Raw genomic sequence first — 13,059 nt, 5'->3', positions numbered from 1 at the left:
CCGCACACGGGACCGGCCGGCTCGCCGCGTGCCACGCGTCCGCGGGACAAGCGGCCCCGATTCGTCGTGCGGTCCGACTTTGATGCGCGGCGGTTCACTTACGACGGTGATTCGGTCACCGACCTCACGGTCCGTATCGCCATGCGCGGTGGCAAGGACGGACAGAACGCCCGTACCTTCGCGCAACTCAGCGAAGGCGTCCACGAGTTCCTGAACAACCCCGGCCACCGGCTTCCCAACGGTGACCTGCTGCACGTGACCGTCGAGCTGGTCGATCCCTCGAAGTCCCCGCATCTGACCGTGGACTTGACCGGTCGTGACCGGGTGATGGATCAGGTCACGTGGTGGGCGGACGCCGACCCCGTACAGCTGGTGCATGAGTTGACCCATCAGCTGGGTCTGCGGGACGAGTACCGCGACGCGGATTCCCCGCATCGTCCGCATATCGCGGGCAGTCTGCTGGGTGACCTGAACGCGGCTCCGGAGGACTCCTCGCTTGCTGCCGGCGGGCTGCGCGGGCGGCACCTGGCCCTGCTGGGTGCCCTGATCGGGGACGTGACCCCGCGGCCCTCGGAGCCAGGCGCGCAGGAGGACACCGAGCAGACCTGGGACCAGGTGCGCCAGGACGCCGAGAAGGTGCGTCGTGAAGCGGTCTGGGTCGACCCGGTCTCCCTGCCGAGCCCGACGGACGGTACCGAGAACACCGCGTCCACCGGGGTTCCGGCACACATGCTGCAGAACACGAACACGACACCTGACACCGCTGCCGCGCCCGCTCCCGGACCCTTCGTGATGGAGAACTTCGAGTTCACCAATCTGAAGAGTTCGGACGAGCGGTATCGGGCCAAGGCGACCCGGGTCATCGAACTGCTGCGGGACCATCCGACGATCAGCGCGTACGTCGGCGACCGTCCCGTCCGGATCACCTTGCACGTTCGGACGACCGAGCCTCCGGCGGACGTACGCGACCTGGGCGACGACGGCGTTCAGATCAACCTGGCCAGTTACTACTTCGAGAAGTACGACATCGGTTACGTCATGGGGATGCTGGCCCATGAGATCGGCCTGCATCCGCTCGCGTCCCGGGACACGAACATCCCCGACGAAGAGGAGATGTTCGCAGGGGTGCCCTTGGCCGTTCCGGGGCTGTCGAACCTGACGCCGCCGCGCACGATGAACACGGTCGGCGCGGGTCAGGCCGACCACATCATGGCCGCCTACACCAGCAGCACCAGGCATGGGATCTACCGCGACATCGTGCTGAAGATGGCGGAGATGATGGCGGAGTTCGCACAGGCACAGGTGCCGGGAGCCAAGCTCCAGGACGCCACGGACCTGATGGACTCCTACCTCATGGACCTGGCCTCCATCGCGATCACCAGCGACCACCGTCTGAGAGCCGCGAAGGAACCGGGTAACACGGCCAGGGTCTACAACGAGTACAAGACGTTGCTCGCCGCGCGCATGGCCGCGAACAGTCCCGCCCGAGCCCTGCTGCCCGCCGACAAGGGAATGTTCGGCGTCGTACGGGACTTCGCGACACTGACCGCCAGTGTGGTCACCAACAATCGCGGTGACAGCATCCAGCCGCCCGCGCCTACGCCTCCGTCCACGTCCACGCCTCCGTCCACGGATGAGGCCCGCCCCCGGCTCCCCCAAGCCACCGACAACGCTCGACCGACTGAGGAGAGCATCGAACAAGCTCCCTCCACCGCAGGGCAGCTGAGAGGCTCACGCGACAGTCGGCCGCGGTTCGTGGTGCGGTCGGGCTTCGATGCGCGGCGGTTCACCTATGACGGTGATTCGGTCACCGACCTCACGGTCCGTATCGCGATGCGCGGAGCGGCGGAGCAGACGCCACGAGTGTTCGGTCAACTCAGCGCGGGTGTAAGCGAGTTCCTGAACACTCCCGGCCACCGGCTCCCGAACGGTGACCTGCTGCATGTGACCGTCGAGTTGGTCGATCCTTCCGAGTCTCCGCATCTGACTGTGGACTTGGTGGGTCGGGATCAGGCGATGGATCAGGTCACGTGGTGGGCGGACGCTGATCCCGTGCAGCTGGTGCATGAGCTGACCCATCAGCTGGGTCTGCGGGACGAGTACCGGGATGCCGATTCCCCGCATCGTCCGCATATCGCGGGCAGTCTGCTGGGTGACCTGAACGCTGCCCCCGAGGACTCCTCGCTGGCTGCCGGCGGGCTGCGCGGGCGGCATCTGGCCCTGCTGGGTGCGCTGATCGGGGATGTGACTCCGCGTTCCTCGGAGCGGGACGTGCAGGAGGACACCGAGCAGACCTGGGACCAGGTGCGCCAGGACGCCGAGAAGGTCCGCCGCGTGGCCATCTGGGTCGACCCGGTCTCCCTGCCCCGACCGTCCACCGGTGACACGACGGCCACCGACGTCCCGGTTCGCACGCTGCAGGACGCGAACGCGGCGCCGACCACCGCCGTCGAGCCGACGCTTACTGCGTTCAAGTTGGGGAATTTCGAGTTTACGAACTTGAATCAGACGGACAGGTACGTCGACAAGGCGGTTCGGATCGTCGAGTTGCTGGACGAGCACGGCACGATCAAGAGTTTCGTTAATGGTCGTCCTGTCCGTATCACTCTGCATGTGCGGACGACGGAGACTCCGGCGGATGTGCGTGACCTGGGTGATGCCGGTGTCGAGATCAATCTTGCGAGTTACTACTTCGAGAAGTACGACATCGGTTACATCATGGGGATGTTGTCCCATGAGATCGGCTTGCACCCCCTCGCTTCGAGTAATTCGAAGATTCCTGAGGAGGAGGAGCTGTATCGGGGCATGCCCTTGTCTGTTCCGGGGCTGGAGACCCTTTCGACGCCGCGTTTTATGAATACGGAGGGTGCGGGGCAGGCGGATCATGTGATGGCGGCGTTCCCGCACACGATTCGGCATGGCATTTATCGCGACATCGTGCTGGAGATGGCCGAGGTGCTGGCGCAGCACGCGCGGGTGGGGGTCGCGAATGCCAAGGCGAAGGACGTCACGGACCTGATCGACACGTACCTCATGGACCTCGCCTCCATTGCGGTCACGAACGACCATCGGGCTCGGGCGGTCCGGGATCCGGCGTACACGGCGAGGGTCTATAACGCGTACAAGGCTCAGTTCGCCGAGCAGTTGGCGCAGGACAGTCCCGTCCGGGCCCTGCTGCCGGGGGACAAGGGCCGGTTCGGTGTCCTGGGTGACTTCGCGGCGCTCGCGACCAGCGTGGGGACCAACAACCGCGGCGACAGCATCCAGCGGCCTATTGCTCCGGAACCGATCCCGGAGGCCGATCCCGGAGAAGCGCGGCCCAGGCTGCCCCAGAGCAACACTGATGACACGTCGGCCACCGCCGTCGAGCCGACGCTCACTGCATTCAAGTTGGGGAACTTTGAATTTACGAATTTGAATCAGACGGACAGGTACGTCGACAAGGCGGTTCGGATCGTCGAGTTGCTGGATGAGCACAGCACGATCAAGAGTTTCGTCAATGGTCGTCCTGTTCGGATCACCTTGCATGTGCGGACGACCGAAACGCCCGCCGATGTGCGTGACCTGGGTGATGCCGGTGTCGAGATCAACCTGGCGAGTTACTACTTCGAGAAGTACGACATCGGCTACATCATGGGGATGCTGTCCCATGAGATCGGCTTGCACCCCCTCGCTTCGAGTAACACGAAGATTCCCGAGGAGGAGGAGCTGTATCAGGGAATGCCCCTGCTGGTTCCTGGGCTGGAGAACCTGAGCACCCCGCGCTTCATGAATACCGAGGGTGCGGGGCAGGCCGACCATGTCATGGCAGCGTTCCCGCACACGATTCGGCACGGCATCTATCGCGACATCGTGCTGGAGATGGCCGAGGTGCTCGCCCAGCACGTCCGCGTGGGGGTCGCGAACGCCAAGGCGAAGGACGTCACCGACCTGATCGACACCTACCTCATGGACCTCGCCTCCATCGCGGTTACGAACGACCATCGGGCGCGGGCGGTGCGGGATCCGGCGTACACGGCGCGGGTCTACAACGCGTACAAGGCTCAGTTCGCCGAGCAGTTGGCACAGGACAGTCCCGTCCGGGCCCTGCTGCCGGGGGACAAGGGCCGGTTCGGTGTTCTGGGTGACTTCGCTGCTCTTGCCACCAGTGTGGGGACCAACAACCGCGGTGACAGCATCCAGCGGCCTGTTGCTCCGGAACCGACCCCGGAACCCACCTCGGAGGCCAATCCCGGAGAAGCGCGCCCCAGGCTGCCCCAGTCCAACACCGACACCGACACCGGCACCGACACGGGCACCGGCGCGACCCCGACCCCGGCCCCGACGCCTGCCACCGCCGTCGAGCCGACCCTGACCCCCTTCAAGTCGGGGAACTTCGAGTTCACCAACCTGAAGCACACGAACGAGGCGTACCGCGACAAGGCGGTCCGCATCATTGAGTTGCTGCGTAAGCACGACACGATCCGTAACTACGTCAACGGTCGCCCCGTCCGGATCACTCTGCATCTGCGGACGAGGGAGACCCCGGCCGATGTGACGGACCGCGGTGATGCCGGTGTCGAGATCAACCTGGCGAGTTACTACTTCGAGAAGTACGACATCGGTTACGTCATGGGGATGCTGGCCCATGAGATCGGTCTCCACCCCCTGGCCTCCCAGGACACGAACATCCCGGATGAGGAGTCGATGTTCGCCGGGGTGCCGTTGACCGTTCCGGGTCTGGCGCACCTGACGCCGCCAAGAACCATGAACACGGTCGGTTCAGGTCAGGCCGACCACATCATGGCCGCGTTCCCCAGCAGTACTCGCCACCGGATCTACCGGGACATCGTGCTCGGCATGGCCCATGACCTGGCGGAGGAGGCGCGGACGGGTGAGGAGGGTGCCAAGGCGAAGGACGTCACGGACCTGATCGACACGTACCTGATGGACCTGGCGACGATCGCGCTGACCAATGACAAGCGTAAGGACGCGGCGTGGGAGCCGCGTTACACGGCGAAGGTGTACAACGCGTACAAGGAGCAGTTTGTCGCGCAGTTGGCGCAGGACAGTCCTGTTCGGAGTCTGCTTCCGGCTGACAAGAGCTGGTACAACGTCACGAGCAACTTCCTGGGCCTGGGCAGCAGCGTCGCCTTCAACAACCAGGGCGACAGCATCCAGACCGTCGCCCCTGCGTCGAGCAGTACCGAGACCGGCGAGACGCGCCCGCGGCTTTCGCCGGGCGGTGTCGAGCCCGGGGCGCGGAGCGAGCCGTCCGACACCACCTCGTCGAAGGGGCCGCGCGCCACCCGTCCACGCGACAAGCGGCCTCGGTTCGTCGTGCGGTCCGATTTCGATGCGCGGCGGTTCACCTACGACGGCGATTCGGTCACCGACCTCACGGTTCGTATCGCGATGCGTGGCGGCGAGGGCGGGCAGAACGCTCGTACCTTCGCGCAACTCAGCGAAGGTGTCCATGAGTTCCTGAACAGCCCCGGCCACCGGCTGCCCAACGGCGACCTGCTGCATGTGACCGTCGAGTTGGTCGATCCTTCCGAGTCTCCGCATCTGACTGTGGACTTGGTGGGTCGGGATCAGGCGATGGATCAGGTCACGTGGTGGGCGGATGCCGACCCCGTACAGCTGGTGCACGAGCTGACCCATCAGCTGGGTCTGCGGGACGAGCACCGCGACGCGGATTCCCCGCATCGTCCGCATATCGCGGGCAGCTTGTTGGGCGACCTGAACGTTGCCCCCGAGGACTCCTCGCTGGCTGCCGGCGGGCTCCGCGGGCGGCACCTGGCGTTGATGGGGGCCTTGATCGGGGATGTGACTCCGCAGTCCTCGGAGCCGGGTGCGCAGGAGGACACCGAGCAGACCTGGGACCAAGTGCGCGAGGACGCCAAGAAGGTCCGTCGCGAGGCCATCTGGGTCGACCCGGTCTCCCTGCCCCGGTCTGCCGACGACACGACGGCTACCGAAGTTCCGGCTCGTACGCCGCAGGATCCGAATGCGACGCCCGCCGCGCCGGAGCCTGTCCTCCGCCCGTTCAAGTTGGGGAATTTCGAGTTCACGAATTTGAATCAGACGGACAGGTACGTCGATAAGGCGGTTCGGATCGTCGAGTTGTTGGACGAGCACGGCACGATCAAGAGTTTTGTCAATGGTCGTCCTGTTCGGATCACTCTGCATGTGCGGACGACGGAGACTCCGGCGGATGTGCGTGACTTGGGTGATGCCGGTGTCGAGATCAACCTCGCGAGTTATTACTTCGAGAAGTACGACATCGGCTACATCATGGGCATGCTGTCCCATGAGATCGGCCTGCATCCTCTGGCTTCGAGTAATTCGAAGATTCCTGAGGAGGAGGAGCTGTATCAGGGGATGCCCCTGCTGGTTCCGGGGCTGGAGACCCTGAGCACCCCTCGCTTCATGAATACCGAGGGTGCGGGGCAGGCCGACCATGTCATGGCGGCTTTCCCGCACACGATTCGGCACGGCATTTATCGCGACATCGTGCGGGAGATGGCCGAGGTTCTCGCCCAGCACGCCCGGGTGGGTGTGGCGGGTGCGAAGCCGAAGGACGTCACCGATCTGATCGATACCTATCTGATGGACTTGGCTTCGATCGCGGTCACGAATGACCATCGGGCACGTGCGGTCCGGGACCCGGCTTATACGGCGCGGGCGTACAACGCCTATAAGGCTCAGTTCGCCGAGCAACTCGCTGAAGACAGTCCCGTACGTCCGCTGTTGCCGGGGGAGAAGGGCCGGTTCGGTGTTCTCGGTGACTTCGCTGCCCTTGCCACCAGTGTGGGGACCAACAATCGCGGTGACAGCATCCAGCGGCCGGCGGTCCCGGAGCCGACCCCGGAGGCCAATCCCGCAGAGGCGCGGCCCAGGCTGCCCCAGAGCAACACTGATGACACGTCGGCCACCGCCGTCGAGCCGACGCTCACTGCATTCAAGTTGGGGAACTTTGAGTTCACGAACTTGAATCAGACGGACAGGTACGTCGATAAGGCGGTTCGGATCGTCGAGTTGTTGGACGAGCACGGCACGATCAAGAGTTTCGTCAATGGTCGTCCTGTCCGTATCACTCTGCATGTGCGGACGACGGAGACTCCGGCGGATGTGCGTGACCTGGGTGATGCCGGTGTTGAGATCAACCTGGCGAGTTACTACTTCGAGAAGTACGACATCGGTTACATCATGGGCATGCTGTCCCACGAGATCGGTCTGCACCCCCTCGCTTCGAGTAATTCGAAGATTCCCGAGGAGGAGGAGCTGTATCAGGGGATGCCCCTGTTGGTTCCGGGGCTGGAGAACCTGAGCACCCCTCGCTTTATGAATACCGAGGGTGCGGGGCAGGCCGACCATGTCATGGCGGCGTTCCCGCACACGATTCGGCATGGCATCTATCGCGACATCGTGCTGGAGATGGCCGAGGTGCTCGCCCAGCACGTCCGGGTGGGGGTCGCGAACGCCAAGGCGAAGGACGTCACCGATCTGATCGACACCTATCTGATGGACTTGGCTTCGATCGCGGTCACGAACGACCATCGGGCACGTGCAGTCCGGGACCCGGCCTATACAGCGCGGGCGTACAACGCCTACAAGGCTCAGTTCGCCGAGCAACTCGCTGAAGACAGTCCCGTCCGTCCGCTGTTGCCGGGAGAGAAGGGCCGGTTCGGTGTTCTCGGTGACTTCGCTGCCCTTGCCACCAGTGTGGGGACCAACAACCGCGGTGACAGCATCCAGCGGCCGGCTGTTCCTGAACCGGCCACGGAATCCGCCTCGGAGGTCAATCCCGGAGAAGCGCGGCCCAGGCTGCCCCAGTCCGACACCGACGCGACGTCGACTCCGGCCCCGACGCCTGCCACCGCTGTCGAGCCGACCCTGACCCCCTTCAAGTCGGGGAACTTCGAGTTCACCAACCTGAAGCACACGAACGAGGCGTACCGCGACAAGGCGGTCCGCATCATTGAGCTGCTGCGTAAGCACGACACGATCCGTGACTACGTCGGGGGCCGTCCGGTCCGGATCACCCTTCACGTGCGGACGACCGAGACCCCGGCCGATGTGACGGACCGCGGTGATGCCGGCGTCGACATCAACCTGGCGAGTTACTACTTCGAGAAGTACGACATCGGTTATGTCATGGGGATGTTGGCCCATGAGATCGGTCTCCACCCCCTCGCCTCCAAGGACACGAACATCCCTGATGAGGAGTCGATGTTCGCGGGGGCGCCGCTGGCTGTTCCGGGGCTGGCCGATCTGAAGACGCCGCGCACGATGAGTACCGAGGGTGCGGGTCAGGCCGACCACATCATGGCGGCGTTCCCGAGCAGTACGAGGCACAAGATCTATCGGGACATTGTGCTGGGCATGGCCAACGATCTGGCGGAGGAGGCGCGGACGGGTGAGGAGGGTGCGAAGGCGAAGGACGTCACGGACCTGATCGACACCTACCTCATGGACTTGGCCACGATCGCGCTGACCAATGACAAGCGCAAGGACGCGGCCTGGGAGCCGCGCTATACCGCCAAGGTGTACAACGCGTACAAGGAGCAGTTCGCCGCGCAGCTGGCGCAGGACAGTCCTGTTCGGAGTCGGCTTCCGGCTGACAAGAGCTGGTACAACGTCACGAGCAACTTCCTGGGCCTGGGCAGCAGCGTCGCGTTCAACAACCAGGGCGACAGCATCCAGACGGCCACGCCTGCGTCGAGCAGTACCGAGGCCGGCGAAGCGCGCCCGCGGCTGACCGGCAGGGGCACGGATGCGGCGCCGCACACCGGACCGGTTGGCTCGCCGCGTGCCATGCGTCCGCGGGACAAGCGGCCTCGGTTCGTCGTGCGGTCCGACTTTGATGCGCGGCGGTTCACCTATGACGGCGATCCGGTCACCGACCTCACGGTCCGTATCGCGATGCGCGGCGGCAAGGACAGGCAGAACGCCCGTACTTTCATGCAACTCCACCAAGGCGTGCATCAGTTCCTCAACAACCCCGGTCACCGGCTCCCCAACGGCGACCTGCTGCACGTGACCGTCGAGTTGGTCGATCCTTCCGAATCTCCGCACCTGACCGTGGATCTGGTGGGCCGGGACCAGGCGATGGATCAGGTCACGTGGTGGGCGGATGCCGATCCCGTGCAGTTGGTGCATGAGCTGACCCATCAGCTGGGTCTGCGGGACGAGTACCGCGACGCCGACGCTCCCCACCGGCCGCACATCGCGGGCAGCTTGCTGGGTGACCTGAACGCTGCCCCCGAGGACTCCTCGCTGGCCGCTGGCGGGCTCCGCGGGCGGCACCTGGCGTTGATGGGCGCGCTGATCGGGGACGTGACTCCGCGGCCCTCGGAGCCAGGCGCGCAGGAGGACACCGAGCAGACCTGGGACCAGGTGCGCCAGGACGCCGAGAAGGTCCGCCGCGAGGCCATCTGGGTCGACCCGGTCTCCCTGCCCCGATCCTCCTCAGGTGACACGACGGCCACCGAGGTTCCGGCCCGCACGCCGCAGGATCCGAATGCGACGCCCGCCGCGCCGGAGCCGGTCCTCCGCCCGTTCAAGTTGGGGAATTTCGAGTTCACGAACTTGAATCAGACGGACAGGTATGTGGACAAGGCGGTTCGGATCGTCGAGTTGCTGGACGAGCACAGCACGATCAAGAGTTTCGTCAATGGTCGTCCTGTTCGGATCACTCTGCATGTGCGGACGACCGAAACGCCCGCCGATGTACGCGACCTGGGTGACGCCGGTGTCGAGATCAACCTCGCGAGTTACTACTTCGAGAAGTACGACATCGGCTACATCATGGGCATGCTGTCCCACGAGATCGGCTTGCACCCCCTCGCTTCGAGTAACACGAAGATTCCCGAGGAGGAGGAGCTGTATCAGGGAATGCCCTTGCTGGTTCCTGGGCTGGAGAACCTGAGCACCCCGCGCTTCATGAATACCGAGGGTGCGGGGCAGGCCGACCATGTCATGGCAGCGTTCCCGCACACGATTCGGCACGGCATCTATCGCGACATCGTGCTGGAGATGGCCGAGGTGCTCGCCCAGCACGTCCGCGTGGGGGTCGCGAACGCCAAGGCGAAGGACGTCACCGACCTGATCGACACCTACCTCATGGACCTCGCCTCCATTGCGGTCACCAACGACCATCGGGCGCGCGCGGTCCGGGACCCGGCTTACACGGCGAGGGTCTACAACGCGTACAAGAGCCAGTTCGCCGAGCACCTCGCTGAAGACAGTCCTGTCCGCGCTCTCCTGCCGGGGGACAAGGGCCGGTTCGGGGTTCTCGGTGACTTCGCTGCCCTTGCCGCCAGCGTGGGGACCAACAACCGCGGCGACAGCATCCAGCGGCCTATTGCTCCTGAACCGGCCACGGGGCCCGCCCTGGAACCCACCCCGGCGGCCAATCCCGGAGAAGCGCGCCCCAGGCTGCCCCAGTCCAACACCGACACGGGCACGGGCACCGGCGCGACCCCGACCCCGACCCCGACCCCGACCCCGGCCTCGACCCCAACCCCCGCCACCCCCACCGAACCGCCCCTCACCCCCTTCAGGTCGGGGAAGTTCGAGTTCACCAACCTGAAGCACACGGAGGCGAAGTACCGGGACAAGGCCGTCCGTATCATCGAGCTGCTCCGGGACCACCCGACGATCAGCGCGTACGTCGGCGACCGTCCCGTGCGGATCACCCTGCACGTGCGGACGACCGAGACCCCGGCGGACGTACGTGACCTCGGCGACGCCGGTGTCCAGATCAACCTCGCGAGTTACTACTTCGAGAAGTACGACATCGGTTACATGATGGGGATGCTGGCCCACGAGATCGGCCTGCACCCGCTCGCCTCGCGCAGTGGGGACATCCCCGACGAGGAGTCGATGTTCCGAGGTATTCCGCTGCCTGTCCCGGGGCTGGGCGACCTGCGGACCCCGCGCACCATGAACACCGACAGCGCGGGTCAGGCCGACCACATCATGGCCGCGTTCCCCAGCAGTACCCGGCACGGGATCTACCGTGACATCGTGCTGAAGATGGCCGACATGCTGGCCGAGGCAGCTCAGGCCGGCGTGGAGGGCGCCAAGCCCAAGGACGTCACGGACCTGATCGACACCTACCTCATGGACCTGGCCTCCATCGCGATCACCAGCGACTACCGGATGAACGCGGCCAAGGAGCCCGGTAACACGGCGAAGGTCTACAACGCCTACAAGGCGCTGTTCGCCGCCCGTATGGCCCCGGACAGCCCGGCCCGTGGTCTGCTCCCCGCCGACAAGGGGATGTTCGGTGTCGTACGGGACTTCGCCACCCTGGCCGCCAACCTCGCGACGAACAACCGCGGTGACAGCATCCAGCAGCCTCTCCCTACCGGTGAGGCCCGCCCCCGGCTCCCGCAAGCCACCAACACCCCGCTGGGCATCAGCGAGAGCATCGAACAAGCCCTGGCCGGTACACCGAAGCTGGTGGGCCCGCGCGACAGCCGCCCCCGCTTCGTGGTGCGGTCCGGCTTCGACGTCCGGCGGCTCTCGTACCAGGGAGAACGGGTCACGGACCTCACGGTGCGCATCCGGATGCGCGGTACGGACTCGGAGGCGGCGCACGCCTTCGAGCAACTCTCCGCCGGAGTGCACGAGTTCCTCAACGAGCCCGGTCATCGGCTCCCGAACGGTGACCTGCTGCACGTGACCGTCGAACTGGTCGATGCTTCCGAGTCCCCGCACCTGAGTGTGGACTTGACGGGCCGGGACCAGGCGATGGATCAGGTCACGTGGTGGGCGGACGCCGATCCCGTGCAACTGGTGCATGAGTTGACCCATCAGCTGGGTCTGCGGGACGAGTACCGGGATGCCGATTCCCCGCATCGTCCGCATATCGCGGGCAGTCTGCTGGGTGACCTGAACGCCGCTCCCGAGGACTCCTCGCTGGCCGCCGGTGGGCTGCGCGGGCGGCACCTGGCCCTGCTGGGCGCGCTGATCGGAGACGTGAGCCCCGAGCCCGAGCGGCCTCAGCCGGGTGAGCAGGACAGCCTGCAGACCTGGGAGGAGGCCCGCAAGGGGATCGACGGGATCCCCCGTGAGGCGGTCTGGGTGGACCCGGTCTCCCTGCCCCGCACGGCCGACGGCACCGACCACACGGACGGCGCCGAGGTCCCGGCCCGTATGCAGCAGGACCAGAACGACCCGAACGACACGAGCGAACCGAACACGGCGGTCGGCCAAGCGGCGGCCCAACCGGCAACGCTCTACGCCCCCTTCTCCTCGGGGAAGTTCGAGTTCACCAACCTGAAGCACACGAACGAGGCGTACCGCGACAAGGCCGTCCGCATCATCGACCTGCTCAGGAAGCACGACACCATCAAGGAGTACGTCGGTGACCGCCGCGTCCGGGTCACCCTGCACGTGCGGACGACGGAGACCCCCGCCGACGTGACGGACCGCGGTGACGCCGGTGTCGACATCAACCTGGCCAGCTACTACTTCGAGAAGTACGGCATCGGCCACATCATGGGCATGCTCGCCCACGAGATCGGTCTGCACCCCCTCGCTTCCCGGAACCGGGACATCCCCGACGAGGAGGAGATGTTCCAGAACGTCCCGCTGGCGGTACCTGGGCTGGGCGATCTGACGACTCCGCGCACCATGAGCACCGTGGGTGCGGGTCAGGCCGACCACATCATGGCCGCCTATCCCAGCAGCACCCGGCACCGGATCTACCGCGACATCGTCCTGAAGATGGCCGGTGTCATGGCGGAGGACGCCCGCGTCGGAGAGGACGGGGCCCGGGCCCAGGACGTCACGGACCTGATCGACTGCTATCTGATGGACCTGGCCTCCATCGCGCTCACCAACGACTACCGGATGAACGCGGCGAAGGAGCCCAACTACACGGCGAGGGTCTACAACGCCTACAAGGAGATGCTGATGGCCCGGTTGGCCGACGACGCCTCCGTCCGGGCGCTCCTGCCGTCCAACAAGACCATGTTCGGCGTGATGAACGACTTCCGGCGCATCGGCACGTACATCGCCATCGGCAACAGCGGCGACAGCATTCAGCAGGCCAACGCGACCTGA

The 13,059-nt window shown here is 65.4% G+C and carries 1 protein-coding gene (cut by a window edge); it reads left to right on the top strand.

The annotated features are described in order from the left end of the window. On the top strand, positions 1-13,059 hold the 3' end of the coding sequence (locus J8N05_RS37160; RefSeq protein ID WP_210894434.1) for a hypothetical protein. The gene continues 17,514 nt to the left of window position 1, outside the view; only the last 13,059 of its 30,573 coding nucleotides appear in the window; the start codon falls outside the window, past its left edge; it ends in the stop codon at positions 13,057-13,059.

Source organism: Streptomyces liliiviolaceus, from assembly GCF_018070025.1.
Taxonomy (GTDB): Bacteria; Actinomycetota; Actinomycetes; order Streptomycetales; family Streptomycetaceae; genus Streptomyces; species Streptomyces liliiviolaceus.
This window is presented reverse-complemented; position numbering and strand designations above follow the sequence as displayed.